Source organism: Paenarthrobacter aurescens (assembly GCF_025421775.1).
GTDB lineage: Bacteria > Actinomycetota > Actinomycetes > Actinomycetales > Micrococcaceae > Arthrobacter > Arthrobacter aurescens_B.
The window spans coordinates 376,983-402,357 of sequence record NZ_JAOEFX010000005.1; the positions used below are offsets into that span (position 1 = coordinate 376,983).

At 63.0% G+C, this 25,375-nt stretch carries 27 protein-coding genes and 1 riboswitch; of the genes, 19 read left to right on the forward strand and 8 right to left on the reverse strand.

Going from position 1 to position 25,375, the window contains the following annotated elements; all coding sequences use genetic code 11:
- Positions 1-51: 51 nt before the first annotated feature.
- Entirely contained in the window at positions 52-1,590 is a 1,539-nt protein-coding gene (locus N7568_RS13455; RefSeq protein WP_261610301.1) for a glucose-6-phosphate dehydrogenase, read from the reverse strand.
- Positions 1,591-1,620: 30 nt separating this feature from the next.
- Here N7568_RS13455 and ffh point away from each other — a divergent pair, with 30 nt between their 5' ends.
- Positions 1,621-3,201, forward strand: a complete 1,581-nt coding sequence (gene ffh, locus N7568_RS13460) for a signal recognition particle protein (protein WP_018776214.1) — start codon at positions 1,621-1,623, stop codon at positions 3,199-3,201.
- 102 nt (positions 3,202-3,303) lie between these two features.
- Complete coding sequence (locus N7568_RS13465) at positions 3,304-4,026, forward strand: alpha/beta fold hydrolase (protein ID WP_261610302.1); 723 nt, start codon at positions 3,304-3,306, stop codon at positions 4,024-4,026.
- Here N7568_RS13465 and thiC read toward each other — a convergent pair.
- Positions 4,009-5,877, reverse strand: a complete 1,869-nt coding sequence (thiC, locus tag N7568_RS13470) for a phosphomethylpyrimidine synthase ThiC (protein WP_306422872.1) — start codon at positions 5,875-5,877, stop codon at positions 4,009-4,011. The genes N7568_RS13465 and thiC overlap by 18 nt on opposite strands.
- Positions 5,872-5,979, reverse strand: a riboswitch (TPP riboswitch). It overlaps the preceding gene by 6 nt.
- A gap of 85 nt (positions 5,980-6,064) precedes the next feature.
- Here thiC and N7568_RS13475 point away from each other — a divergent pair.
- The 17 genes from N7568_RS13475 to N7568_RS13555 all read left to right on the forward strand — a co-directional run bounded on the left by N7568_RS13475 (position 6,065) and on the right by N7568_RS13555 (position 19,431).
- Positions 6,065-7,147, forward strand: coding sequence for an amidohydrolase family protein (locus N7568_RS13475; protein ID WP_261610303.1), 1,083 nt, complete (start codon positions 6,065-6,067; stop codon positions 7,145-7,147).
- Positions 7,148-7,224: 77 nt separating this feature from the next.
- The gene (locus N7568_RS13480; RefSeq protein WP_261610304.1) at positions 7,225-8,097 is read left to right on the forward strand and encodes a VOC family protein; all 873 of its coding nucleotides are present in this window, start codon (positions 7,225-7,227) and stop codon (positions 8,095-8,097) included.
- 122 nt (positions 8,098-8,219) lie between these two features.
- Positions 8,220-8,657, forward strand: coding sequence for a hypothetical protein (locus N7568_RS13485; RefSeq protein ID WP_261610305.1), 438 nt, complete (start codon positions 8,220-8,222; stop codon positions 8,655-8,657).
- 237 nt (positions 8,658-8,894) lie between these two features.
- Positions 8,895-9,314: a 30S ribosomal protein S16 gene (gene rpsP, locus N7568_RS13490; RefSeq protein ID WP_017199647.1), complete on the forward strand. Its 420-nt coding sequence runs from the start codon at positions 8,895-8,897 to the stop codon at positions 9,312-9,314.
- Position 9,315: 1 nt separating this feature from the next.
- Entirely contained in the window at positions 9,316-9,558 is a 243-nt protein-coding gene (locus tag N7568_RS13495; protein WP_011775119.1) for an RNA-binding protein, read from the forward strand.
- Positions 9,559-9,687: 129 nt separating this feature from the next.
- Positions 9,688-10,242 carry a ribosome maturation factor RimM gene (gene rimM, locus N7568_RS13500; RefSeq protein WP_261610306.1) on the forward strand — a complete coding sequence of 185 codons (555 nt, stop codon included), beginning with the start codon at positions 9,688-9,690 and terminating at the stop codon, positions 10,240-10,242.
- The gene (gene trmD / locus N7568_RS13505; RefSeq protein ID WP_261610307.1) at positions 10,243-11,043 is read left to right on the forward strand and encodes a tRNA (guanosine(37)-N1)-methyltransferase TrmD; all 801 of its coding nucleotides are present in this window, start codon (positions 10,243-10,245) and stop codon (positions 11,041-11,043) included.
- 266 nt (positions 11,044-11,309) lie between these two features.
- Entirely contained in the window at positions 11,310-11,663 is a 354-nt protein-coding gene (gene rplS / locus N7568_RS13510) for a 50S ribosomal protein L19 (RefSeq protein WP_014922079.1), read from the forward strand.
- Positions 11,664-11,742: 79 nt separating this feature from the next.
- On the forward strand, positions 11,743-12,420 hold the full coding sequence (gene lepB / locus N7568_RS13515) for a signal peptidase I (protein WP_261610308.1): 678 nt from the start codon (positions 11,743-11,745) through the stop codon (positions 12,418-12,420).
- Positions 12,421-13,290, forward strand: a complete 870-nt coding sequence (gene lepB / locus N7568_RS13520; protein WP_261610309.1) for a signal peptidase I — start codon at positions 12,421-12,423, stop codon at positions 13,288-13,290. It begins immediately after the preceding gene.
- Entirely contained in the window at positions 13,290-14,048 is a 759-nt protein-coding gene (locus N7568_RS13525) for a ribonuclease HII (RefSeq protein ID WP_261610310.1), read from the forward strand. Before lepB (N7568_RS13520) ends, N7568_RS13525 begins: the two co-directional genes overlap by 1 nt.
- A 67-nt stretch (positions 14,049-14,115) precedes the next feature.
- Positions 14,116-14,460 carry a DUF2469 domain-containing protein gene (locus N7568_RS13530; protein WP_090818960.1) on the forward strand — a complete coding sequence of 115 codons (345 nt, stop codon included), beginning with the start codon at positions 14,116-14,118 and terminating at the stop codon, positions 14,458-14,460.
- Positions 14,461-14,564: 104 nt separating this feature from the next.
- The gene (locus tag N7568_RS13535; RefSeq protein ID WP_261610311.1) at positions 14,565-14,930 is read left to right on the forward strand and encodes a YraN family protein; all 366 of its coding nucleotides are present in this window, start codon (positions 14,565-14,567) and stop codon (positions 14,928-14,930) included.
- Positions 14,931-16,472, forward strand: a complete 1,542-nt coding sequence (locus tag N7568_RS13540; protein ID WP_261610312.1) for a YifB family Mg chelatase-like AAA ATPase — start codon at positions 14,931-14,933, stop codon at positions 16,470-16,472.
- The gene (gene dprA / locus N7568_RS13545) at positions 16,469-17,701 is read left to right on the forward strand and encodes a DNA-processing protein DprA (RefSeq protein ID WP_261610313.1); all 1,233 of its coding nucleotides are present in this window, start codon (positions 16,469-16,471) and stop codon (positions 17,699-17,701) included. Before N7568_RS13540 ends, dprA begins: the two co-directional genes overlap by 4 nt.
- Before the next feature lie 31 nt (positions 17,702-17,732).
- On the forward strand, positions 17,733-18,689 hold the full coding sequence (locus tag N7568_RS13550; RefSeq protein ID WP_306422874.1) for a tyrosine recombinase XerC: 957 nt from the start codon (positions 17,733-17,735) through the stop codon (positions 18,687-18,689).
- Positions 18,690-18,927: 238 nt separating this feature from the next.
- Complete coding sequence (locus tag N7568_RS13555) at positions 18,928-19,431, forward strand: DUF3145 domain-containing protein (protein WP_026005636.1); 504 nt, start codon at positions 18,928-18,930, stop codon at positions 19,429-19,431.
- Between the two features lie 112 nt (positions 19,432-19,543).
- Here the strand turns inward: N7568_RS13555 and N7568_RS13560 are convergent, their stop codons facing one another.
- From N7568_RS13560 to N7568_RS13585, 6 genes are all read right to left on the reverse strand, one after another.
- Positions 19,544-20,779: a beta-ketoacyl-[acyl-carrier-protein] synthase family protein gene (locus tag N7568_RS13560; RefSeq protein WP_261610315.1), complete on the reverse strand. Its 1,236-nt coding sequence runs from the start codon at positions 20,777-20,779 to the stop codon at positions 19,544-19,546.
- Between the two features lie 133 nt (positions 20,780-20,912).
- Entirely contained in the window at positions 20,913-21,158 is a 246-nt protein-coding gene (locus N7568_RS13565; RefSeq protein ID WP_011692310.1) for an acyl carrier protein, read from the reverse strand.
- 116 nt (positions 21,159-21,274) lie between these two features.
- Positions 21,275-22,336 carry a beta-ketoacyl-ACP synthase III gene (locus N7568_RS13570; protein WP_261610316.1) on the reverse strand — a complete coding sequence of 354 codons (1,062 nt, stop codon included), beginning with the start codon at positions 22,334-22,336 and terminating at the stop codon, positions 21,275-21,277.
- The gene (locus tag N7568_RS13575; protein ID WP_261610317.1) at positions 22,333-23,262 is read right to left on the reverse strand and encodes an ACP S-malonyltransferase; all 930 of its coding nucleotides are present in this window, start codon (positions 23,260-23,262) and stop codon (positions 22,333-22,335) included. Before N7568_RS13575 ends, N7568_RS13570 begins: the two co-directional genes overlap by 4 nt.
- 88 nt (positions 23,263-23,350) lie before the next feature.
- Positions 23,351-24,595, reverse strand: a complete 1,245-nt coding sequence (locus tag N7568_RS13580; protein WP_261610318.1) for a PucR family transcriptional regulator — start codon at positions 24,593-24,595, stop codon at positions 23,351-23,353.
- A 195-nt stretch (positions 24,596-24,790) separates the two neighbouring features.
- On the reverse strand, positions 24,791-25,375 hold a 585-nt coding region (locus N7568_RS13585; RefSeq protein ID WP_439898982.1), incomplete at its 5' end, for a transketolase-like TK C-terminal-containing protein.

Sequence of the window (25,375 nt, forward strand, 5' to 3'; positions counted from 1 at the left end):
GGGCCGGGTACCAGTCAAGGTGCCCGGCCCGCTTTGTGGTTGACGCTGGACTTAGTCCACGACGCCGGTGGGCCAGTTCGCCGGTCCCGGGCCTCCGGCGTCGTACTCGTCCAGCGGGACGGCGCCGCTTTCCCAGGCGCGGAGGACCGGCTCGATGATCCGCCAGCAGTCTTCTGCCGTATCGCCCCGGACGGACAGGAGAGGATCCCCGTTGAGGATGCCCTCCAGGACTTCTCCGTAGGGCAGCATTCCGGGTGCGTTGAGCTCGGCCACCAGGCTGGCACGGTCCAAGGTGAAGACGTCGCCCGGACCGTTGACGTCGACGTCGAGTTGGAGCACGTCCGGACCGAAGCCGATCCGCAGCTGGTTGGGGGAATCGACGCCGGAGAAGCCCCTGGGCAGATGGGGAACCGGGCGGAACGTGATCACGGCTTCCTTGCGCCGCCGCCCGAGTGCCTTGCCGGAGCGAAGGATGAACGGGACTCCCTTCCAACGCCAGTTATCGATGTTCACCGTGACCTCAGCGAGGGTCTCGGTGTTACGTGCAGGGTCCACGCCATCCTCGGCGGCGTAGTCAGGGACAGTCCGCTCCCCGAGGGTACCCGCGGTGTAGCGTGCGCGACGTGTGGAGCTGCCATACGGGGCCTTGATGCTGCTGGCCCGCAAGACTGTTGCCACGGCGTCGCGGAGGTCGCGTTCCCCGACGGTGGCCGGGGCATCGATGGCGAGGAACGCCATGATGTGCAGGAGGTGGCTTTGGATCATGTCACGAAGCGCCCCGGCTGTGTCGTAGTAGCGGGCCCGGCCCTCAAGGGCGAGGTCTTCGTCGAAAATGACCTCCACCTTTTCTATGTGGTCCCGGTTCCACACGGGTTCCAGGAACGTGTTGGCGAAGCGAAGGCCCAGGATGTTGAGCACGGTGGCTTTGCCCAGGAAATGATCCACGCGGTGGATGTGGTCCTCGGGCACCAGTGCGGCCAGCGTCTTGTTCAGCTGATGGGCCGATTCTGTGCCCGAGCCGAAGGGCTTCTCCATCACCAAGCGTGTCCCGGCTGGCAGCTGGTCCTGGTGGAGAACCTCGCATGCCTTCTGGCTGACCTGCGGCGGCAGCGCAAAATAGATGGCAACCGGCCCCTCCAGTCCGGCCAACAGCTCCGCCAACGGCCCGTCTGCAGTGACATCCACCTGGTGGTATCCGGTATTTTCCGAGACAGCGGTCAGCGCGGCACGCCCGGCGGTGTCAGCTGTTTTCGAAGCTGCCGCAAAGGCGCCCTCCACCCGCTGCTTCCATTGGTCCGGGGTCCAGGGGTCGGAACCCGCCCCCACCAGCCGCAGCCCGGCAGCCCGGCCGGAAGCCAGTAGTCCGGCCAGTCCCGGGAGGAGCAGCCTGCCTGTGAGGTCCCCGGACGCGCCGAGGATGAGCAACGTTTTTACAGTTGTTTTGCTGGTCACTGTGCCAGCATGCCATCTTGCAGGTGCGACTTGGTACCCTAGATAGTCGAGTCCCGTAGTCGATTCAGATTTGTTGGCTGAGGCATGTTTGCCGGGGCAAGAATGATCAGGACTATGGCGTGCCGCATTGGCCGCCATTCGTAGACCATCGAAAGAAGTGCACGGCGCGTGTTCAATTCACTCTCTGACCGGTTGACAGCAACCTTCAAGAACCTTCGTGGCAAGGGCCGCCTCACCGAGGCTGATGTCGATGCCACCGTTCGGGAGATCCGCCGTGCCCTGCTGGATGCGGATGTTGCCGTTTCCGTAGTCCGCGAGTTCACCGGCCGGATCCGCGAACGTGCCCTGGGCGCTGAGGTTTCGGGCGCGTTGAACCCGAGCCAGCAGATCGTCAAGATCGTCAACGAGGAACTCAAGGAGATCCTTGGTGGCGAGACCCGACGCATCCGCCTGGCCAAGACCGGCCCCACCATCATTATGCTGGCCGGCCTCCAGGGTGCCGGTAAGACCACCCTCGCCGGCAAGCTCTCCAAGTGGCTCAAGGCGCAGGGCCACAGTCCCATGCTGGTTGCGTGCGACCTTCAGCGCCCCAATGCGGTCACACAGCTCCAGGTTGTCGGCCAGCGCGCCGGCGTCCCGGTTTTCGCCCCGCACCCGGGCGCAACATCCGAGCTTGAACACCCTGCCGGTGACCCGGTGGCTGTCGCCAAGGCCGGTGTTGAGGAAGCACGCCAGAAGCTCCACGACGTCGTGATCGTTGACACCGCCGGCCGCCTCGGCGTCGATGCCGAGATGATGGATCAGGCCCGCCGTATCCGTCAGGCGATCATTCCCAACGAAGTCCTCTTCGTGATCGACTCCATGATCGGCCAGGACGCCGTCAATACGGCGATGGCCTTCGATGAAGGCGTCAACTTCACGGGCATTGTGCTGTCAAAGCTCGACGGCGATGCCCGCGGCGGTGCCGCTCTTTCGGTTGCGTCCGTTACCGGCAAGCCGGTCATGTTTGCCTCCACCGGTGAGGGCCTGGACGACTTTGAGCTCTTCCACCCGGACCGCATGGCTTCGCGCATCCTGGACATGGGTGACGTCCTCACCCTGATCGAACAGGCTGAGAAGGCATGGGACAAGGACGAAGCCGCCAGGATGGCGAAGAAGTTCGCCGACCAGGAAGACTTCACCCTGGACGACTTCCTGGCCCAGATGCAGCAGATCCGCAACATGGGCTCCATGAAGAAGATGCTCATGATGATGCCGGGTGCGCAGAACATCCGTCAGCAGCTTGAGAACTTCGACGAAAAAGAAATCGACCGCGTCGAGGCTATTGTCCGCTCCATGACTCCTCACGAGCGTGTTGCACCCAAGATCATTAACGGCTCGCGCCGCGCACGTATCGCCAAGGGTTCAGGCGTCCACGTTTCCGAGGTCAACGGCCTGCTGGAGCGGTTCGCCCAAGCCCAGAAGATGATGAAGAAGCTGGCCCAAGGCGGCGGCATGCCGGGTATGCCCGGGATGCCTGGCCTGGGTGGCCCTGGCGGCGGACGCAAGAACGGAAAGAACGCTCCGAAGAAAAAGGCGCGTTCGGGCAACCCCGCCAAGGCAGCACAGGAGCTGCGCGACGCGGAGGCCAAGCGGGCCAACGCAGCCTCGGCAGCACCCACGGGCGCGGCCTTCGGCCAGGGCGCAGCAGACTTCGACCCGTCATCGCTCAACCTTCCCAAGGGCTTCGACAAGTTCCTCGGCAAATAAACGTCGCACCCAACTGGCTGGCTTAGTGGCTGCTTTGAAGGCTCAAAGCAACCACAAATTCCGGTCAGTTGGGATGTCAGAGCCGTGGAATAGGCTGAACCAATGCACAAGCAGCGCGTAGTCTTCGTCCACGGCCTGGGCAGTTTTGGTGCTGCTGCGTGGCCGAAGCAACACGGCATGGCCCTCGCTTATGACGCACTCTTCCTGCGAAGGCATGGCTTTGACGCAATTGCCGAACCCGTGGAGTCCAACGTGTCGGCCGACGTCGCCATCGTGATCAACGCCTTGGTCGATTCCGGCGGCGGTCACATCGTGGCCCACGAGCAAGGCGCTATTTCCGCCATGTTGGCCGCCGTTGAACGCCCTGACCTGGTCCACTCGCTGGCCTTGGTGGAGCCGGCGTGCCTGTCCCTGACGGCTGAACTTCCGGCCACCGCTTCACACCGTGCCCTCATGGAACCACTGTTCGATGTACGGAACCAGCTCAACGACGCCGATTACCAGCGCGAGTTTTACCGGCGTGCTTTCTCCGCCGAGACCGGCGGACTGGACTCTCCGGAGGCCCGGCGATCGGCCCGCAGGCTCAGGCTCCAAGCGCCGCCGTGGGAGGCCCCGCTGCACATTGTGCCGGGCGTCCCCACCTTGGTCCTGACAGGTGGTTGGGAACCCCTGTACGAAGAAATTGCGGGATACCTCCAGGAAACCGGCGCCCGCCGCCGCGTGGCGGCAGGCGGGCACCGGCCCCAGGATTCAGTCGACGGCGATCACATCATCCGTACGTTCGTCGGGGACGTGGGACGGGCCATGTCAGTTCAGGCTTCCTGACGCAGCGGCGGCCGGTGCGGAGGGGACTTCAAGTTCAGGCAAGTACACCTTTCCGCCTGAAGCCATGAATTCCTCGCTCTTTTCCCGCATTCCGCTGTGCATGTCAGCGATGGCTGCTTGTGCCTCTGCCGAACCGTACTCGTCGCGGATGTCCTGGCTGATGCGCATGGAGCAAAACTTGGGACCGCACATGGAGCAGAAATGTGCCGTCTTGGCCGGTTCGGCGGGAAGTGTCTCATCATGGAAGGCCTCGGCTGTCACCGGATCCAGTGAGAGTGCGAATTGGTCGCGCCAACGGAACTCAAAACGTGCTTTGGAAAGGGCGTCATCACGCTCGCTGGCCCCCGGGTGTCCCTTCGCGAGATCTGCGGCATGGGCTGCGATCTTGTAGGTGATCACCCCCGTCTTGACATCGTCCTTGTTGGGCAGCCCGAGGTGTTCCTTGGGTGTCACGTAGCAGAGCATCGCCGTGCCGTAGCGGGCAATCTCGGTGGCGCCGATGGCTGAGGTGATGTGGTCATAGCCCGGGGCGATATCAGTGACCAGCGGACCCAGAGTATAGAACGGGGCCCCCTTGCACAGTTCCTGCTGGCGTTCCACGTTCTCCCGGACCAAGTGGAAGGGGATGTGCCCGGGACCTTCCACCATGACCTGAACATCAAATTCCCACGCCCGCTGGGTCAGCTCAGCGAGGGTGTCCAGCTCTGCGAATTGCGCGGCGTCGTTGGCGTCGGCAATGGAACCGGGGCGCAGCCCGTCGCCCAGTGAGAACGCGACGTCGTACTGGGCGAAGATTTCGCAGAGCTCATCAAAGTGCGTGTAGAGGAAGTTTTCCTGGTGGTGTGCCAGGCACCATCCCGCCATGATCGAGCCGCCCCGGGATACGATACCGGTCACGCGGTTGGCGGTCAGGGGTACGTACCTCAGCAGCACACCGGCGTGGATGGTCATATAGTCCACACCCTGCTCGCATTGTTCGATCACGGTGTCCCGGAAGATCTCCCATGTGAGCTGGTTGGCTTCACCGTTGACCTTCTCCAGTGCCTGGTAGATGGGCACCGTTCCGATCGGGACGGGGGAGTTGCGGATGAGCCACTCGCGAGTGGTGTGGATATCGTCGCCGGTGGAAAGATCCATCACCGTGTCCGCACCCCATTGGGTAGCCCACTGCAGTTTGTCCACTTCTTCGGCGATTGAGCTGGTGACGGCCGAGTTTCCGATGTTGGCGTTGATTTTCACCAGGAAGGCCTTGCCAATAATCATGGGCTCGGACTCGGGGTGGTTGATGTTGTTGGGGATGATGGCCCGGCCTGCTGCCACCTCGCTTCGGACCAGTTCGACGTCGCAGTTCTCCCGCAGCGAGATGAACCGCATCTCGGGTGTCACGATTCCCTGCTTCGCATAATGCATCTGCGTGACGGTTCTACCCTCGACGGCGCGGCGCGGCACCGGTAAAGCGCCCTTCCATTCGGCAGACGCTGCCCCCCGCCTCACCGCGGACTTGCCGTCGTCGAGCAGGTTTCGCCCGCGGCCCGAATAGGTCTCCGTATCGCCGCGGCCCTCGATCCACGGTGCCCGGAATGGCTCCAGCCCGACCACTGGATCGCTGCCCGGCCCGGCCGTCCGGTAAACCTGCAACGGCGTGTTGGCCTGGCCGTTGGGGGAGGGCTCCAACGCGATTTCCGTGACCGGAACGCGGATACCGCTGGTGGGATCCTCCAACCACGCCAGCGAGTGCGACTTCAGCGATTGGGTCACGGTTTCTGCCGCATTTTCGCCCGCGCCGGACTGGTTTCGGCCCGCGTTGATCGAATTTTGGACAGGGCTGTGCTGTGTTTCTGTGGTGCTCAAGGATTACTCACTTCCTTCGCCGGCATTACCCGGACAGGTTCAACGGTCGCAGACTGCATCAGTCCGATCTCAGCCCCTGCAGGGGCCCCCGTGTGGTCGTAGACGAAGCTACCACAGCTCCCGAAGGGCGCCCAGTCACATGAACGCAGCAGCTTCCGGCTTGCCGTGGCGGGACTAGGCTTTTCCCATGGCCACCATCATCGAATTCAGCGGACCTGTGCTCGTGTCACGGGACGAAGAGCGGCACGGGATGTGGTCCGTGGACGGAGTCCTGACCTTTGAACGCCCCGCGCCCACACCGGACAGGGTGTTGGATGGTTGGGTGCTGCCAGGCTTTGTGGACGCCCACTGCCACATCGGACTTGGCATCGGCGGGGCGGTTGACGAGGCGACCACCCTCGCCCAGGCCCAGACGGACCTCGACGCCGGAACGCTGCTCATCCGCGACGCCGGATCGCCCAGCGACACGCGCTGGGTCCAGCAGCGCGCGGACTTGCCCCGCCTGATGAGAGCCGGCCGGCACATCGCCAGGAGCCGGCGCTACCTCCGGGGGTTGGGCCACGAAATCGAACCCGAACAGCTCGTGGAGACTGTCCGGAAGGAAGCCCGTGACGGTGATGGCTGGGTGAAACTGGTAGGCGATTGGATCGATCGCGGCGTTGGGGACCTGGCCGCGTCGTTTCCGGCAAAGCTCGTCCGGGATGCCATCTCTGCAGCCCACGATGAGGGTGCCCGGGTCACGGCCCACTGCTTCGCGGAGGACACCCTTGACGACATGCTGGATGCCAACATTGACTGCATCGAACACGCCACGGGCCTCCTGCCGCGGCACATTCCGCGCTTGGTGGAGCAGTCCGTGCCCATCGTGCCCACGTTGGTCAATATCGCGACCTTTCCCGGCATTGCCGCCCAAGCTGCTCCGAAGTTTCCGGAGTACGCGGACCACATGACGCGCCTTTGGGAGCGTCGTCGTGAGCGTGTGCAGGAGGCCTTTGAGGCGGGTGTGGCTATCTACGCCGGCACGGACGCCGGAAGCGTCATCAAGCACGGCAGGATTGCGGACGAAATGAAGGAACTGCACGACGCCGGCCTGCCGCCGGCGGCGGTCCTGGACGCCACCACATGGGGCGCACGGGCGTGGCTGGGAGCTGAGGGCATCAGCGAAGGGGCGAGTGCCGACGTCGTCCTGTGCAGGGACGACCCGAGGCGCGACTTGTCGACAGTATCCGTACTTCAGCACGTTGTCCTGCGGGGAATGATCGTTCGCTAGGAATAAATTGAAGCTTCAAGTAATTTAGATGGATAGAAGGTGCCGATGCGCGGCCACCTCGGAACCGGGAGCTTCACATGACCACACCACTCAGCCAGGATCTTCTGCCTGCCGAACTCACCATGGGCACCGTCATGCTCAAGGTCGGCGACATGAAAGTCATGAGCGACTACTATCAGCGGGCCCTTGGCCTGGAAGTCGTGGCCGAGCAGGATGGTGGGCTCTATCTGGGGCGGGTCGGAAGGCCTGTGGTGCATCTTGCCCCGGCGGCCGGCCTGCAGATTCCAGGGCGGGGCGAGGCCGGCCTGTTCCACACGGCCATTCTCTTCGAGGACCAGCCGTCATTGGCCGCCACCATTGCAACGGCGGCTGAGTATGAGCCCCGCGCCTTCGTCGGCAGCGCCGACCACTTGGTCAGTGAAGCGTTCTACTTCACCGACCCCGAGGGAAACGGCATCGAGCTCTACTACGACAAGCCCCGGGAACTCTGGCAGTGGGACGGTAAGAACGTTGTCATGGATAACGTTGCCTTGCCGCCGCAGCGGTTCCTGCAGCAGCACCTCAGTGAAGCTGCCGTGACCGGACAGCGCGAGGCGGCTGCCGGCGTCGGGCACGTGCACCTGCAGGTGGGCGACGTCGAGACCGCGCAAAAGTTCTACGTGGAAACCCTGGGTTTCGAGCGGACCGCGGGCTGGCATGGACAGGCGCTGTTCGTTTCTGCCGGGGGCTATCACCATCACATGGCCATGAACGTTTGGAACAGCCGCGGCGCCGGACCCCGCCGGGACACTCTCGGCCTGGGGGAGGTGCTGATCGAGGTGCCCACCACCGACGACGTAGCAGGGCTGGCAGATCGCCTCAAGGTTGCAGGCGTGCAGAATCATCACACAGGCGCGGAGCTTCAGTTTGATGATCCGTGGCGGAACAAGCTTCGCGTCGCCGTTCGCTGAGCCGGCCCGGCCGGCTGCGACGCCGCGGGCCTTTTGACTGCACTAGGCTGGGCACTGACGGCGAGGAACCCTTGGGTCCTGTGCCGCCGCCCCGTCAGCACGAAGGAATGAGAGTACTTTCCATGGGCTTTGCCGAAATTTTTGTAGCCACCCACGACGAAGCACTCAAGCGGGCAGCCGCCCTGGACAAGGGTGCGGATGCGACCGGACCTGCCGTCAGGATTGATGGCATCACCGATTTCGAGGTGGAGCAGTTGGGCGACCTCGCCGGCCAGGCCGTCCATGCCGCAGGCGCTGACTACGAGCTCGCCTTGGTTGATGTCACCAGCGACGCGCTTCTGGGGGTCCCCGAAGCCATGGTGCGGGCGCTTGCCGAGCTGCTCACGTATGAGAGCGAAGGCGACGCAAACGTGCTCGACGACGTTGCTGCCGCCTGGGCCGCGCAGGACGACATGCCGTTCGACGCTGCCCAATCGCGCCAGTACGTCCAGCAATTGGCGGCCCTTGCCACGGATGTCGAAAAGGCAGAGCGCTCCGGACTTTACGTCTGGTCTGTCTGAGACGAACAACAACCGGATTCGGGCACCTCGCCCGGTCCGGGAGTGGGCAAGAACACACCGCCGCGCGCGGCCGAAGTCGTAATTGCACCGGGCATCTGGCACAATAGACAGGTACTCGATCGGTGCGGCCCCTCTCTCCGTGCTCGTATCTTGTCCTTCGAACCGTCAAGTATGGCCCGCCCCACGGGTGCAGAACGTCGGGTCAACCCCGTTTCAGAAACAGGAGTGACCACAAAAGTGGCCGTAAAGATTCGCCTTAAGCGCTTCGGTAAGATGCGCGCACCGTACTACCGCATCGTCGTCATGGATGCCCGCGCCAAGCGCGATGGCCGTGCCATTGAAGAAATCGGCAAGTACCACCCCACCGAAGAGCCGTCATACATCGAGGTCGCTTCCGAGCGCGCCCAGTACTGGCTTTCCGTTGGCGCCCAGCCGACCGAGCAGGTTGCCGCGATCCTCAAGATCACCGGTGACTGGCAGAAGTTCAAGGGCCTCCCGGGCCAGGAAGGCACCCTGAAGACCAAAGCTCCGAAGGAAGCCTTCGTAGCACCGGAGAAGGGTTCCGTCATCATTCCGGAAGCCATCACCAAGAAGGCCAAGAAGGACGAAGCAGAAGCTCCGGCCGAGGCTGAAGCAGAGACCACCGAGGCTGAGTAAGTTGCTGGCAGAAGCGCTCGAGCACTTGGTCCGTGGGATCGTTGACAGCCCTGAGGATGTCAAGGTCAGTGCCAAGAACAACCGCCGCGGGGAATCCCTTGAGGTGCGCGTTCACCAGGAGGACCTCGGACGGGTGATCGGCCGTCAAGGACGCACCGCACGTGCATTGCGCACTGTGGTAGCAGCTTTGGCTGGTGGCGAGCAGGTCAGGGTCGACGTCGTCGACACCGACCGTCGCCGGTAACGCGCTCAGCACTACTTGTCTTAGATCCGGCCCCTTCACCGAATATGGTGGAGGGGCCGGATTGCTTTATCCACAAAATCAACACCGTGGCTGCCCGGCGGCGCGGTACACAAGAATTCAGAGGAATCCATGCAGCTCCAGGTGGCCCGGATCGGCAAACCCCACGGCATCCGCGGCGAGGTGACGGTGCAGGTACTCACCGACGCACCCTCCGAGCGCTTCGTCGCAGGAACCGAGTTTGTTGTGGAGCCGGTTTCTGCCGGACCGCTGACCATCCGCAGTGCGCGGTGGAACAAGGACATTCTTCTGCTGGGTTTCGAGGAAATCGCGGACCGTAACGCCGCTGAAGCCATCCGTGGGGCGAAGCTCTTCATCGAAACCGAGGAACTCGACGACGACGACGATGATGAGGGCTGGTATGAGCACGAGCTGGTGGGCCTGGAGGCACGCGTCGGTTCGCAGGTAGTGGGCAAAGTTGCCGCGCTGAGCACGCTTCCGGTCCAGGACCTGCTGACGGTCAAGACCGACGAAGGCAAGGAAATCCTCATTCCTTTCGTTGATGAGATCGTGCCGGAAGTCAACATTGAGGACGGCTACGTCCTCCTCACTCCGCCTGCTGGCCTCTTTGAGATTAACGACGACACCGCGGCGGAGCCTGGGGATGGCGCCGGGGATGATGCCTGAATGAGGATCGATGTCGTCAGCATTTTCCCCGAGTACCTCGCCCCGCTGGAGCTCTCGCTCATAGGCAAGGCGCGCCAGGACGGATTGCTGGATCTCAACGTTCACGATCTCCGGACTTTCACCACGGACAAGCACAGGACCGTGGACGACACTCCGTACGGCGGCGGCGCCGGGATGGTCATGAAGCCGGAACCGTGGGCGCAGGCCCTTGAGTCAGTGGCGACTGTCCGTGAAGGTTCCAAGCCCGTTCTGATTGTTCCCTCACCAGCGGGGGAGAAGTTCAACCAGGCCCTGGCATATGAGCTCGCCGAGGAAGAGCAGCTTGTCTTCGCCTGTGGACGTTATGAAGGCATTGACGAGCGTGTCATTGATTGGGCGCAGGATCACTTCACGGTGCGGCCCGTCAGCCTGGGCGACTACGTGCTTAACGGCGGCGAAGTGGCGGTGCTGGCCATGGTTGAAGCCATCGGACGCCTCCTTCCCGGTGTTGTTGGCAATCCCGAATCCTTGATTGAGGAATCCCATTCCGATGGCTTGTTGGAGTACCCGGTGTACACCAAGCCTTCCGCGTGGCGGGACCACGATGTGCCTGCCATCTTGCTCAGCGGCAATCATGGCAAGATTGCCCAGTGGCGGCGCCACGAACAGTTCCGCCGTACCGCGGCGCGGCGGCCGGACCTGTTGGAAGCGTTCGACGCCGGTGCGCTGAGCCGCGCAGACCGCAACGCCCTCGCTGACCTCGGGTACGACGTCGTTGAAGGCCGCCTTCGCCCCCGACCCGGCGGCGACGCCGCAAACTAAGGCCACCTGCCGCCGTCGAATGTTCCACGAGGCTTGACAGTTGGCCGGATGGTCCCGGATATGGCAGAATTAACCCTTGTGTCTGCTGGGCTGACACCTGCCACAGGGGGAGTTCAGCCAACAGTCGGACAACCCGGTGACGCCAATCAGTGGCGGGACCGGGCACTAAGAAACTTCGGCGGAGATTTCCGGTCGGCCTTCGTGCCTCGGGCTTGTTCGCCGTAACCCAAAGTGAATGACCTGTGGCGTTCACCAGGAGTGGATTAATGCATATCCTCGATAGCGTAGATGCAGCCTCGCTGCGTAACGATGTTCCGGAGTTCCGCGCGGGCGATACCCTCAAGGTTCACGTCAACATCATCGAAGGCAAGAACTCCCGCGTCCAGGTATTCCAGGGCTTCGTCCTGGGCCGCCAGGGCGACGGCGTTCGCGAAACCTTCACCGTGCGCAAGGTTTCCTTCGGTGTCGGCGTAGAGCGTACCTTCCCGGTACACTCCCCGATCATCGACAAGATCGAGGTCGTCACCAAGGGTGACGTCCGCCGCGCCAAGCTTTACTACATGCGCGCACTGCGCGGTAAGGCTGCGAAGATCAAGGAAAAGCGCGACTTCGCCAAGTAAGTCCTGCGACTTACCAACGGGTCCAGGATTCGTGCCCGGTAGTTCCGGAGCAATCCGCAACGCAACAGGGATACGAATCATGGAAACATCAGAACGCCAGCCCCGGAAACAGGGCTGGCGTTTTGTTTTGCTCGCACTGTTCCTCGCCATTGCCATCAGTGGGCTGGTGCGGTCCCTTTGGATGGACGTTTACTACATTCCCTCCGAGTCGATGGAACCCCTCCTCGGAACGGGGGACAGGATCCTGGTTTCGCGCACGGCCTTCAACTCCGAGCCGATCCGCCGCGGTGACGTTGTGGTGTTCGACGGCAGAGGCACTTTTGCCCCGCTCAGCAGCGGCAAGGGCCCATTCGTAGACGCCGTTTCGGCGGCAAGCCAATGGTTTGGACTGACGGGCAGCGACACAACGTATGTGAAGCGGGTCATTGGGGTTGCAGGGGACCGCGTGCAGTGCTGCGACTCCAGCGGCTCTCTCACAGTTAACGGTCAGCCGGTTGAGGAATCCTACGTCTATCCCGGCGACGAACCCAGCAAGCAAAAATTCGACGTCATTGTGCCGGAAGGCCGGCTGTGGCTCATGGGCGACCACCGCTCGCGTTCTGCCGACTCCCGTGGGCTCCTCGGAGCACCGGGTGGCGGCATGGTCCCGATCGAACGCGTTATTGGCCGCCCGGTCCAGATCATCTGGCCACTTGATAGATTTGCAGAGATGCCTCGCTCCATGCAGGCCGAAACATCATCGAAGAACGGACAGTAGATGCCGGACAAAGCTCCAGAGAATCCCGAGCGGTACGACGACGACGCCCGGGTCTCGGACGGAACGGCAAGCAGCGCTGGTGTGGCTGAGTCCCGCCCGGATGACGCTGGCCCGGCCAGCGTGTCCGACGAGGCCGGCGATTCCGAAGCCCGCAATTCCCCGGGCGGGGCCCATGCTGCGGAGAAACCGCGGAAAAACCCGGTTCTCGTATGGGTCAAGGAGATCGTCACAGTTGTGGCGATCGCTTTGGTGTTGTCCTTCCTCCTGAAGACGTTCCTTTTCCGGGCGTTCTACATTCCTTCGGAATCCATGGAAAGCACGCTGGACGTCAACGACCGCATCTTCATCAACCTCCTGGTTCCTGAGCCATTCGCTCTGCAGCATGGTGATGTTGTGGTCTTCAAAGATACACAAAACTGGTTGACGCCAGTCGTAAAAAAGCCTGCGGGGCCGATGGATTGGGTTGGGGACGCCCTCGAATTCGTAGGTTTGGCCGCCGATGATAATGAGCAGCACCTCGTCAAGCGGGTGATCGGGCTTCCGGGAGACAGGGTTTCCTGCTGCGACGCCCAGGGACGGGTCAGCATTAATGGTGTGCCCCTGGACGAAACGTACATCAACCCGGCAGAGGTGCCACAGCCGAGTCCGTTCGACATTGTGGTCCCGGAAGGCAAGGTCTGGGTGATGGGCGATAACCGCAACCATTCCGCAGACTCCCGGGCCCACCAGGAAACCAACGGCGGTTTCGTTAACATGGAGGACATCGAGGGTAAGGCCACGGTTATTGCTTGGCCTGTCACTCGATGGACGATACTCGACAACTTCCAGGACGTATTCCGGAACGTTCCGGCAGGCACCTCAGGAAAGTAATGGCCATAACCACCGCAGGGGCAAAACGCAAGACGCAGGCCAAGGCCCAGACCAAACCGCGGGCCAAGGCAAAAGACCCGGTTGGGTTTCCCACCCTTGACGTCGAACGGTCTTTCTTGTCGCCTGGGGTGCGGTTGCTCGCCGGAGTCGACGAGGTGGGGCGTGGTGCCTTGGCTGGCCCCGTCAGCGTGGGCATTGCTGTGGTCAACCTTGAGGACCACTGCCTGCTGGCAGATGTCCGGGACAGTAAACTGCTCAAGCCCGAGGACCGCGACAGGCTCGAACCACTTGTTCGGGATTGGGCTGTAGCTTCTGCAGTAGGACACGCGACGTCCCGGGAAATTGATGAGATCGGCATCATCGCTGCCTTGCGCCTGGCAGGTACCCGTGCATGGTTTGAGATCCTGGATGGCGGCGTCGTACCGGACATCGTCCTGCTGGATGGCAGCCACAATTGGCTATCTCCAGAGGTTCAGGCCTCGCTCTTCGATACCAGCGCTTCGGGACCTTGGTGCGAAGCCCCCGTCCATACCCGGGTGAAGGCAGATATGAGCTGCCTCAGTGTCGCCGCAGCGAGCGTCTTGGCCAAGGTGGCACGCGATCGCATCATGGTCGATCTCCATTCGGAGGTCCCTGCCTACGGCTGGAATGAAAACAAGGGTTACGCCACGTCGGCCCACAGGGATGTGATCCGGCTTCAGGGACCCAGCGCCTACCACCGCACCAGCTGGAACCTTACCGGGCCTGAACCTGTCTGACGGCCTCCTGGTCCGCACGGGAGACCTGGTGGCGCGTGCTGCCCGGCGGATGGTGCAAGATGGAACTATGAGTGCCGAGGACCTTGAGAACTATGAAACCGACATGGAGCTGCAGCTCTACCGTGAATACCGGGATGTTGTCGGTCTGTTCAGCTACGTCGTGGAAACCGAACGGCGGTTCTACCTGGCCAACCATGTAGACCTTCAGGCACGCAGCGCGGACGGGGAAGTCTATTTCGACCTCACTCTTCAGGACGCGTGGGTCTGGGACGTTTACCGTTCTGCTCGATTCGTTAAGAACGTCCGGGTCATCACGTTCAAAGATGTCAATGTCGAAGAGCTGCCCCGCAGCGAAGAGCTGTCGCTGCCTAAGGATGGCGGCCTTGGCGACCTTGGAGATCTTGGCAACTAGCCTCTTACTGTTCCTCCACAGCCCCGATCTTCCGGGGTTTTATCCACATAGCTCCTTAGCTCCCTGTTGCCCTCCGCAGCCAGCCTGAATGCTGGTGTGTGGAGGTGATGGTCATGAGAGCAAAAGACCTGCTTGGCCGCAACGGCGAGGAGTTGGCGGCCGAATTCCTGGAGAACCAGGGGATACGGATCATCGATCGCAATTGGCGATGCGCCGAGGGTGAGATCGACATCGTTGCGATTGAGGGCGACACCCTCGTGGTGGCCGAAGTAAAAACCCGCCGGAGCCTGGACTATGGGCATCCGTTCGAAGCCGTGGGCGCGGCCAAGCTGGCGCGACTCCACCGGCTGGCTTCGTCCTGGTGTCGGGAACACGAGCTTAATGCTCCCCGCAGGCGCGTCGACGTCGTGTCGGTCATCGACAACGGCACTGGCGAGCCAGAGCTTGATCACTTGCGGGGTGTCGGCTGAATGGGGGTAGGGCGGAGCTACTGCGTTGCGTTGGTAGGCCTCAACGGCTACATCGTCGAGGTCGAAGCCGATATCGGACAGACCCTCCCCAACTTTGTCATCCTCGGTTTGCCCGATGCTGCCCTCAACGAGGCAAAGGAACGGATCCGGTCGGCAGCCCAAAACTCCGGGATCCCCCTAAGCCGGCGGAAAATCACAGCCAACCTGATACCGGCCTCACTCCCAAAGCGGGGCTCGGGCTTTGACCTCGCCATCACCATGGCAGTTCTCTGCGCGGCGAACGACATCCGCTCCATCGGCGGCACTGTCTTCATAGCGGAATTGGGTTTGGACGGCAGGTTGAGGCCCGTCCGGGGAATCCTGCCCGCGGTGATGGCGGCCGTTCAGGCCGGCTACCCGGATGTCGTAGTGGCAGAGACCAACGCCGCTGAGGCGTCACTGGTTCCCGGTGCCAAGGTTCGCGGCTACAAGACGCTTGCCCGCCTCGCCTTCGACTTCGGCGCCGACCCGAAGGACCTTGCCCTCGATTACGATCCTGGGGGCGGCGACATTTCGGACGACGACGAGGGTGGCGTTGGCATTCTGCCGGACCTTTGCGATGTTTCGGGCCAAGGCGAGGCACGCCGGGCCCTGGAAGTAGCTGCCGCGGGCGGACACCACATGCTGCTGACCGGGCCGCCGGGGGCTGGAAAAACCATGTTGGCTGAGCGTTTGCCGGGGCTGCTTCCGGACTTGGCCGACACGGCCGCGATGGAAGTCACTGCCATCCATTCGTTGGCCGCTGTGCAGTCCTCAGCCGTGCGGTTAATCCGCAGGCCTCCTTTCGAGAATCCACATCACAGTGCCACCGCAGCAGCAATCATCGGAGGTGGGTCAGGGCTTCCCCGGCCGGGGGCAGCTTCGCGGGCACATCGCGGCGTGTTGTTCCTTGACGAGGCCCCGGAGTATGAGCGCCGGGTGCTCGATGCCCTCCGCCAGCCCCTGGAGAGTGGCGAACTGGTGATTCATCGCTCTGCGGGGACCGCTGCTTACCCGGCACGTTTTCAACTCATCCTGGCCGCCAATCCATGCCCCTGCGGCAAGGCTTCAGGCAAGGGCATGGATTGCACCTGCACTGCCATGATGCGCCGCCGCTACTTCGGGCGGATTTCGGGTCCTCTGTTGGATCGCGTGGACATCCAGTTACAGGTTGAAAGGGTTTCCTTGGCTGATTTCGGGAATGCAGGCGAGGAAGAGGATACCGGCACGGTGGCCGCCCGGGTTCTGGCTGCCAGGTTGCGACAGTACGAGCGACTGCAGCATTTGGGGCTGGAAACCAACTCGCAGGTACCAGGACGCACATTGCGGGGTGAACTGCGGCTATCTCCCGGGACCACCCGGATCCTTGACGCCGCTCTGGAACGTGGGACCCTTACTGCCCGTGGTTACGATCGCGTCCTCCGGCTGGCATGGACTCTCGCAGACCTGGGACACAGCGAGGCGCCGGACATCGACCACATCGGCCAAGCGCTCGGCCTGCGACAGGCTGCGGCCGCGACATGAGAGATATCAAGACGGAAGGAACCACCAGAGTGGCCGCATTGGGGACGCAGGACAAGGAACGGATTGCCAGGGCAGCCCTTGCCCGGCTTATGGAACCGCAGGATTCTGTTGGCCTTGCTTTGGTAAGGACTCTGGGAGCCGTTGATGCCTTGGGGGTAGCCACTGGGGAGTTGGCTACGGGTCCCAGTGTGGAGCAGGAGATATCCGCCTTGCTCGTGGAAGCAGGGGGACCGGCCTCATGGGCGGGACTTCCTGCCAGTCTTCGCCGATGGGCGCCCCGGGTTGCCGACCTCGCGCCGGACCGCGACCTGGAGACCATGCGCCGGCTGGGTGGCCGTTTGATCGTCCCTGGGGACGAATTATGGCCGGAGCAATTGGGGGACCTGGGCCTGCAGGAACCGTTGTGCTTGTGGTGGCGGGGACAGGAGCAGCCCCTGCCCCGTGCACGGCAAACCATTGCACTTGTGGGATCAAGGGACAGCACCAGCTACGGAGCGTCCGTTACCGGTGACTTCGCTTATGGCTTGGCGCAGCGGGGATACACGGTAGTCTCCGGTGGCGCTTACGGCATCGACGCACATGCCCACCGCGGAGCCCTCAGCGGTGGCGTGGCCAGCGTGCCCACCATCGCGGTCATGGCCGGGGGAGTGGATCGGTACTACCCCTCCGGCAACGAGGACCTGCTCCGGGCGGTAAGCACTCAAGGGGCCGTCATTTCGGAGGTCCCCCCTGGATCCGCTCCAACCCGTTACAGGTTCCTGCAAAGGAACCGGATCATCGCAGCGTTAGCCTCCGTCACGGTGGTGGTGGAGGCCCGCTGGCGCTCGGGCGCCCTCAATACAGCCCATCACGCTGAATCGATCGGCAGGGTTGTTGCGGCAGTCCCCGGATCCATTCACAGCGCCAACTCGGCGGGCTGCCACCGGCTCTTCCGGGACGGGGGAGCCGTCTGCGTCACCGACGTTGGGGAAATCACTGAGCTTGCCGGTGAAATGGGGGAAATGGGCAGTGGAGCAAAGGACGAGGGCTCGGCAGTGCATGACGGCTTGTCCTTGGAGGACCTCATTCTCCTCGACGCGCTGCCGCTCCGATCAGCCAGCTCGGTGGAGAAACTGACCGTAGTGGCGGGTCTAAGTCCGGACGCCGTGCGTGCGGGCCTTGGGCGCCTGGGACTGATGGGGCTGGCCGCCTCGGAACGCGGCGCCTGGAAACGGGCCAAAAATGCTTAGCCAGGGCTGGAAAGCATGTTGATACGCCGTGATGGTCCTGGCTGCTGGCACAGTGGGAAGGGTGGACGGACAATCTCTACCAACATCCCTGCTAAGCGCGGTGGACAGGTTTCGGCGATACCTGGAGGGCGAACGCGCGAGGTCTGCGCACACGGTGCGTGCCTATCTCGCCGACGTCGAGAGTCTTCTGGGCTTTGCAGTGCAGGAGGGAGTCGATGAACTAGGGCAACTGGAGTTGGGAACCCTCCGGCGGTGGCTTGGGGCACAGAGTGAGGCCGGCATGGCCCGGGCAACCCTGGCTCGCCGGGCCGCAACGGCCAGGTCGTTCACTGGCTGGGCGCTCCGGGAAGAACTCATCGCCACGGACCCCGCAGTTCGTCTGCAGGCACCCAAACGGGACAAGTCCCTGCCAGGTGTGCTGCTGCAGCAGCAGGTGACCCGGATGGTGGACGACCTGACCACAGCGGCCGCAGACGGTGGGCCCATGGCGGTGCGCAACAGGGCGATGGTGGAACTTCTTTATGCCACAGGAGTTCGCGTGGGCGAACTGGCCGGGCTGGACATCGACGACCTTGATCCGGACCGAAGGACACTCCGGGTTCTGGGAAAGGGAAATAAAGAACGCACTGTGCCGTACGGTGTGCCCGCAGCGGTGGCGGTCGATGACTGGCTCAGGCGGGGCCGTCCTGCAGTGATGACTGCCGTCAGTGGACCTGCGCTCTTCCTGGGAGTGCGGGGCAACCGCGTTGATCCGCGCCAAATCCGTGCAGTGGTCAGCGAGTTGCTGCAGGCACTCGGCGACACCTCGGCCACCGGGCCGCATGCACTCAGGCACAGCGCGGCTACCCACCTTCTGGATGGGGGAGCGGACCTGCGTGCTGTTCAGGAAATTCTTGGTCACAGCAGTCTGGCCACCACGCAGATCTACACCCATGTTTCGGTTGACCGGCTCCGGAAAAGCTACCAGCAGGCACACCCGCGTGCCTGAACATGACCCCGAAAGTGCCGCACTGGCGGAAACGGGCAGCGTACGGCAAAATGAAAGCACCACGGGGAAACCTTCAATTCACGGTTGAGGGTTAGATCTGTGCCAATATCGTTAGTAGTACTGCACACAACTAAATAGCCTGTCAGGGCCCACATGAGTTTCATGGCATCCGGCAGCAACAGCAAGCATCCAGGCAGAGGTCGTTGGGGAAGACGTACCTACAGCTATGGAGGATGGAATGTCTGTTGCAACAACCCGCGGTGTCCTGTTTGTGCACTCGGCCCCTACGGCGCTTTGCCCGCACGTCGAGTGGGCCATCGGATCGGTCGTGGACAAGCGAACCGATCTTGAGTGGACCCCTCAGCCCGCCGCGCCCGGAATGTTCCGGGCCGAGTTGTCGTGGACCGGGACGCCGGGTACCGGCGCCCAGTTGGCGTCGGCTCTGCGTGGCTGGGCGCACCTGCGCTACGAAGTCACAGAAGAGCCGAGTCAAGGGGTAGATGGTGCACGTTGGTCGCACACCCCTGAGCTCGGTATTTTCCATGCCGTCACGGACGTGCACGGCAACATCATGGTGACTGAAGACCGTATCCGTTACGCATACGAGTCCGGCGCAGGAGATCCCTCAGCTGTGTACCACGAACTGTCGCTGGCGCTGGGTGAAGCGTGGGATGAGGAGCTTGAGCCCTTCCGCCATGCAGCCGAAGGTGCCCCCGTCCGCTGGTTGCACCAAGTCGGCTAGCGGCAACACTTAAAGCTCCACCCCCATAGCAATGAGGAGGGCCCCACCTGATGGTGGGGCCCTCCTCATGTCAGTAGTGTTCTGGAGGCCTGTGGGCCACGGACAGGCGTCGCTAGACGTTCCTGACCGCAATGACGGCGTTGTGTCCGCCGAAGCCGAAGGAGTTGCTCAGCGCCACGATATCCCCGGTGGGGAGGTCGCGAACTGACGTTACAACGTCGAGGGGGATCTCCGGATCCTGGTTCTCGAGGTTGATGGTGACTGGTGCTTTCCGCTCATAGACGGCCAGCACGGTCAGCACAGCTTCAACGGCCCCGGAAGCGCCCAGGAGGTGGCCCATCTGGGACTTGGTGGCGGATACCGCCACATTGTCCACGTGGGTCCCCAGAGCGGCACGGAGCGCCGTGTATTCGGGCTTGTCACCTACAGGGGTGGACGTGGCATGCGCATTGACATGCACTACGTCCTCTGCCTGGATACGGCCATCAAACATGGCAGCCTTCAGGGCACGCGTTGCACCCAGGCCCTCGGGGTCCGGTGCCGTGATGTGGTAAGCATCCGCAGTTACCGATGTGCCAGCGAGTTCGGCGTAGATGCGCGCTCCACGGGCGATGGCGTGCTCTTCGGCTTCGAGGACCAGGGCACCGGCGCCTTCACCCATGACAAAGCCGTCACGGTCGATGTCGTACGGGCGGGAAGCGCGCTCCGGCTCGTCATTTCGACGGGAGAGGGCCTGCATGGAGGAGAACGCGGCCAAAGGCATCGGGTGGATGGCCGCTTCGGCGCCACCGCATACCACCACGTCTGCCTTGCCGGAACGGATCAGGTCCAGGCCAAGGTGGAGGGCTTCAGTGCCGGAGGCACAGGCAGAAACAGGAGTGTGCGCGCCAGCGCGGGCACCGAGGTCGAGGCTGACAGCGGCCGCCACGCCGTTGGGCATCAGCATGGGGACGGTCATGGGCAGGACCCTGCGGGGGCCCTTGTCCCGGAGCGTGTCCCAGGCGTCCAGCAGCGTCCAGACGCCACCGATGCCGGTGGCGAAAGCAACTGCCAGGCGGTCGTGGTCGATCTCTTCGATCCCGGAGTCAGACCATGCTTCACGGGCTGCGATGACACCAAACTGCGTGGAGGGGTCCATGCGCTTGGCCTCAACGCGGCTCAGGACCTCAAGGGCCGGCGTAGAGGCCCGGGCAGCAAAGTGGACGGGGAGGTCGTACTTGGCCACCCACTCGTCGCCGAGCGTGCGGGCGCCGGACACCCCTTTCAGCGCGTTCTGCCACATTGTGGGTACGTCGCCGCCGATGGGAGTGGTGGCCCCCAGACCGGTTATGACTACTTTGCGTGCCATGCGATCACTCTCTGTCGGATCAGCCGTTCCGCCTGCAGGTTTCACAGGGGAAAGCTAGAAAATCTTTGGGCGTTACTGCGGCTGTGCCGGGCACGGGGATAAGAATCCCGGCCCGGCACAGCTGGTGTCAGGACTAGGCCTGGGCGTTGGCGATGAAGCTGACAGCGTCGCCGACGGTCTTGAGGTTCTTGACCTCTTCGTCGGGGATGCGAACGCCGAACTTCTCTTCAGCGTTGACCACGATGGTCATCATGGAGATGGAGTCGATGTCCAGGTCCTCGGTGAAGGACTTGTCCAGCTCCACGGCTTCGGTGGCGAGGCCGGTTTCTTCGTTGACGATTTCAGCCAGGCCGGCCAGGATTTCTTCGTTGCTAGCCATTGTTGGCTCCTTTTCTTGTTGTACCGGCTACTGCCGGAAAGGGGGCAAACCGCGGTTACGGTTTGGGTTTGTAAGTCGTATTCAGTTGGCTGGAGGCCACCAGGGCTTGTCCAGGTCTACGGCAGGACCACTACCTGGGCGCCGAAGACCAGCCCGGCGCCGAAGCCGATCTGCAGGGCAAGGCCGCCGCTCAGTTCAGGATTTTCCTGCAGCAAGCGGTGCGTTGCCAGCGGGATGGACGCCGCAGAGGTGTTGCCCGCCTGGGCGATGTCGCGGCCGATGACAACGGATTCGGGAAGCTTCAGCTTCTTGACCATCTCGTCGATGATGCGCATGTTCGCCTGGTGGGGAACGAATGCAGCGAGGTCGGTGGCTTCGATTCCGGCAGCATCCAATGCCTGCTGCGCTACCTTCGCCATTTCCCAAACGGCCCAGCGGAACACGGTCTGGCCGTCCTGGCGCAGGGTTGGCCAAACGTCCTGGGTGGCAGAAAGAATGGCGGGGTCGTCGATTTCGTCCGAGTGGCGGGCGGATTCGCCGAGCTTCTTGACGTCTTCCAACGAGTGGGTCATGCCGATGGCATCCCACTTGCTGCCGTCGGAGCCCCACACGGAAGGTCCGATGCCGGGAGTGTCGGATGGGCCGACCACCACAGCACCGGCACCGTCGCCGAGGAGGAAGGAGATGGTGCGCTCGTGGTTGTCGATGACGTCGGAGAGCTTCTCGGCGCCGACGACGAGGACATACTCGGCCGCGCCGGAGCGGACCAGGGCATCTGCCTGGGCCACGCCGTAGCAGTACCCCGCACAGGCAGCCGAGATATCGAAGGCGGGTGCCGGCGTCGCGCCCAAACGCTCTGTGAGCGCGGCGGCAGCCGACGGCGTCGCGTAAGGGTGGGTCACGGTTGAGACGATGACAGCGCCCAGCTGGGAGGGCTCGATGCCTGCCTGCTGGATTGCCTCACGGGCAGCGCCCTCGGCCATGTCGATCACGCTGACATCTGCGGCTGCGCGATGTCGTGTGATGATGCCGGTGCGCTGGCGGATCCACTCGTCCGAGGAGTCGATCCACTGGCAAACGTCGTCGTTGGTAACGATGACGTCGGGGCGGTATGCGCCGATGCCCAGAATGCGGGCATTCTCGTTGACAGCGGCCTTCTTGAGTACGGGAGCGCTCACGCCTGTCCCTCCAATTCAGCAAAGAGTGCCAGAGCCGCGGAAAGGTCGTCCGGGGTTTTGACAGCAACGGTCTTGACGCCAGGCATGCCGCGCTTGGCCAGGCCCGCGAGGGTGCCGGCAGGCGCAAGTTCAATGACACCGGTGACGCCGCGTTCAACGAGCGTTTCCATGCACAGGTCCCAGCGGACGGGGCGGGACACTTGGGCGATCAGACTTTCGACGGCGGCATCTCCTGCCGTGACTTCCTTGCCGTCGTAGTTCGACAACAGGGGAACTGCGGGGTTCTGTGGTGACAAGGACGGCTTCAGGGATTCGAGCGCGCTGACTGCCGGTGCCATGTGCGAGGTGTGGAATGCGCCTGCGACCTTGAGGGGGATCACGCGTGCCTTGGCCGGCGGGTTATCTGCCAGGGCTTTCAATTGCTCGAAAGTGCCTGCCGCAACCGTTTGTCCGGCGCCGTTGACGTTGGCCGGCGTCGCGCCGGAAGCTTCAATGGCTGCCAGGACCTCGGCGGGGTCACCGCCCACTACCGCACTCATGCCCGTAGGGGTCACCGCAGCTGCCGCGGCCATGCTGTTGGCCCGCTCGCGGACGAAGGCCATTGCTTCGGCTTCGGTAAGGACGCCCGCGAGGGCGGCGGCCGTGATTTCACCGACGGAGTGGCCGGCGAGAATAACGGGAAGGGTGCTGAGCTCTACATCGAACAAGGACTTGGCAGCTACGAGGCCCGCCGCAACAATCAGTGGCTGCGCTACCGCGGTGTCCTTGATGGTCTCTTCGTCCGAGGCGGTGCCGTGGGCCTTGAGGTCAATGCCTGCGATCTCGCTCAGGGCGGCCAATTGGCCTTCGACGGAGGGGAGTTCCAGCCAAGGGGCCAAAAATCCGGGGGTCTGGGAGCCCTGTCCAGGGCAGACGATTGCAAGCACGTATCCAGCTTTCCAAATTGCCACGTGATCCACTGGTGTTTTGGTACACCAAGCTCACTGGGTCAGTTTGTAGGAAGTCTACAACGGTTCAGTTCTGTGAACGCGATGCGTGACGTTCGGGAGCGGCTTTCGGTTGAGCCGAAAGCCGGCCTACCACGAGGGCGGTTTGCAGCACAAAGGCCTCCCTTGGAAGGAGCGGGTCCCACCCTGTCACGTCGCAGACGCGCTTCAAACGGTAGCGCACCGTATTGGCGTGGACGAACAGTTCCCGGGCTGTGGCCTCCAAGGAATGCCCCAGCTCAAGGTAGGTTCCCAGCGTCTCCACCAAGCCGTTGGAGGCGGCCAGCAGAGGCCTGTAGATGTTCTTGATGAGTGACCTGCGCGCAGCATCGTCGCCGGAAACAACCCGTTCGGGAAGCAAGTCATCGGCAGCAACGGGCCGTGGAGCCGAGGGCCATGCCCGGGCGGCGGTGAGCCCCGCGAATGCCGCTTGGGCTGAACTGCTCGCTTCCAGGAGCGAGCCCGCCTCCGGCCCATAAACAACGGCGCCAGGCGCAAAAAGCTCACTGAGCTTGAGGTAGGCGGTGTCCCTGTCGTTGACACCACCCAGTATCAGGATCAGCCGGTCGCCTTGAATTCCCACCAAGGCGTCCTCGGCGAAACGCCCGGCAGTCCGGCGCAGTTCGCTGACGTAACTGGCGCTCGGTTCCGACGGCGAATTGCCCACCATGACGGTGAAGCGCTCCTGCGCTTTCCAGCCGAGGGCCGCAATCCTGGACCTCAAGGCATCGGTGTTCTCTCCACGCAGAATGGCGTCGACGATCAGCGCTTCCAGACGGGTGTCCCACGAACCGCGGGACTCGGCGGCCCTCGCATAGACGTCCGCGGCCGCGAATGCCACTTCGCGCGAATACCGAAGCACGGCCTCACGCAAGGAAGGTTGATCCGATTCCGGCGCGATGACGGGAACTTGGTCCTCGACGACTTCAACGACGATGCGGATCAGTTGGAGGGCCTTTTGGAGGCTGATGGAGCGCGTCAGCTCCGTCGGGGCGTTGCCAAAGACGTCCGTGAGAATCCACGACGGCGAACTTGGCCGTTCGTACCACGTCACAAACGCGGCGATTCCGTTTTGGGCAACCAGGCCCAACGCTGAGCGCTCATCCGAACTCAGGCGGCTGTACCAAGGCAGCGACTTCTCGAGTTGGCGCATGGTGCTGGTGGACAGTTGGCCCACGTTGGCGCGGAGCTGCCGCAGAGTCTCGGCCTTTTCCGGCGACAATGCCTGGGTTGCTGCCTTGCGCTTGGAAGTTGTTTTGGTCGGCTCTGCCATGCAATGAGCATACGGCCCATCCCGGGCAAGCTCCATTTGTGAGAAGGCTACAACTGACGTTGTTGCTGATCACGTGCAGTTGAAGCATTCCCGTACCTGGTTAAACCCCGACGGCGGCCCCCACCCGAGGGTGGAAGCCGCCGTTGAGGATATTACTGGCGTAGCTCTGCTTACCGGACTGCGTCAGGCAAGTGGTTAGGCGTCGCCGCCTGCTCCGCCGGTGGTGCCGGCGTTCACATCCAGGAGCCGGTACTTCTCGATCGCCTTCTCCAGCGCACCTTCTTCAACTTCTCCCTTGGCGGCGAGGAGTTGCAGGGTTTTGGCGACGATGGAGTGGGTGTCGTTTTTGAAGTAGCGGCGGGCGGCTTGGCGGGTGTCGGAGAAGCCGAAGCCGTCTGCTCCGAGGGAGGCGAAGTCGTTGGGGATGAATTGGCGGATTTGGTCGGGGACGGCTTTCATGTAGTCGGACACGGCGATGACGGGTCCGGTGGTGCCGGCGAGTTGTTCGGTGATGAACGGGGTGCGGGCGGGTTCGCCGGGGTTGAGGAAGGCGTGTTCTTCGGCGGCGAGTCCGTCGCGTCGGAGTTCGTTCCAGGAGGTCACGGACCAGACTTCGGCGGCGACGTTCCAGTCTTCGTTGAGGATCCGGGCGGCTTCGAGGGCCCAGGGGACGGACACGCCGGAGGCGAGGATGTTCGCTTTCGGGCGGTTGTCCGGGTTGGTGCTTTCCGTTGCGGGGGCTTCGGCGAGGCGGTAGATGCCGTTGAGGAGCCCGTTGAT

Excerpts from the sequence above, each read along its gene's own strand:
- lepB (WP_261610308.1), top strand. The coding sequence starts at position 11,743 with ATGGAAACATCAGAACGCCAGCCCCGGAAACAGGGCTGGCGTTTTGTT.
- N7568_RS13580 (WP_261610318.1), bottom strand. The coding sequence starts at position 24,595 with ATGGCAGAGCCGACCAAAACAACTTCCAAGCGCAAGGCAGCAACCCAG.
- rplS (WP_014922079.1), top strand. The coding sequence starts at position 11,310 with ATGCATATCCTCGATAGCGTAGATGCAGCCTCGCTGCGTAACGATGTT.
- N7568_RS13455 (WP_261610301.1), bottom strand. The coding sequence starts at position 1,590 with ATGGCGGCCAATGCGGCACGCCATAGTCCTGATCATTCTTGCCCCGGC.
- lepB (WP_261610309.1), top strand. The coding sequence starts at position 12,421 with ATGCCGGACAAAGCTCCAGAGAATCCCGAGCGGTACGACGACGACGCC.
- N7568_RS13550 (WP_306422874.1), top strand. The coding sequence starts at position 17,733 with ATGGTCCTGGCTGCTGGCACAGTGGGAAGGGTGGACGGACAATCTCTA.
- N7568_RS13475 (WP_261610303.1), top strand. The coding sequence starts at position 6,065 with ATGGCCACCATCATCGAATTCAGCGGACCTGTGCTCGTGTCACGGGAC.
- N7568_RS13540 (WP_261610312.1), top strand. The coding sequence starts at position 14,931 with ATGGGGGTAGGGCGGAGCTACTGCGTTGCGTTGGTAGGCCTCAACGGC.
- trmD (WP_261610307.1), top strand. The coding sequence starts at position 10,243 with ATGAGGATCGATGTCGTCAGCATTTTCCCCGAGTACCTCGCCCCGCTG.
- dprA (WP_261610313.1), top strand. The coding sequence starts at position 16,469 with ATGAGAGATATCAAGACGGAAGGAACCACCAGAGTGGCCGCATTGGGG.
- N7568_RS13525 (WP_261610310.1), top strand. The coding sequence starts at position 13,290 with ATGGCCATAACCACCGCAGGGGCAAAACGCAAGACGCAGGCCAAGGCC.
- N7568_RS13530 (WP_090818960.1), top strand. The coding sequence starts at position 14,116 with ATGAGTGCCGAGGACCTTGAGAACTATGAAACCGACATGGAGCTGCAG.
- rimM (WP_261610306.1), top strand. The coding sequence starts at position 9,688 with ATGCAGCTCCAGGTGGCCCGGATCGGCAAACCCCACGGCATCCGCGGC.
- N7568_RS13555 (WP_026005636.1), top strand. The coding sequence starts at position 18,928 with ATGTCTGTTGCAACAACCCGCGGTGTCCTGTTTGTGCACTCGGCCCCT.
- N7568_RS13560 (WP_261610315.1), bottom strand. The coding sequence starts at position 20,779 with ATGGCACGCAAAGTAGTCATAACCGGTCTGGGGGCCACCACTCCCATC.
- N7568_RS13480 (WP_261610304.1), top strand. The coding sequence starts at position 7,225 with ATGACCACACCACTCAGCCAGGATCTTCTGCCTGCCGAACTCACCATG.
- N7568_RS13565 (WP_011692310.1), bottom strand. The coding sequence starts at position 21,158 with ATGGCTAGCAACGAAGAAATCCTGGCCGGCCTGGCTGAAATCGTCAAC.
- N7568_RS13485 (WP_261610305.1), top strand. The coding sequence starts at position 8,220 with ATGGGCTTTGCCGAAATTTTTGTAGCCACCCACGACGAAGCACTCAAG.
- N7568_RS13465 (WP_261610302.1), top strand. The coding sequence starts at position 3,304 with ATGCACAAGCAGCGCGTAGTCTTCGTCCACGGCCTGGGCAGTTTTGGT.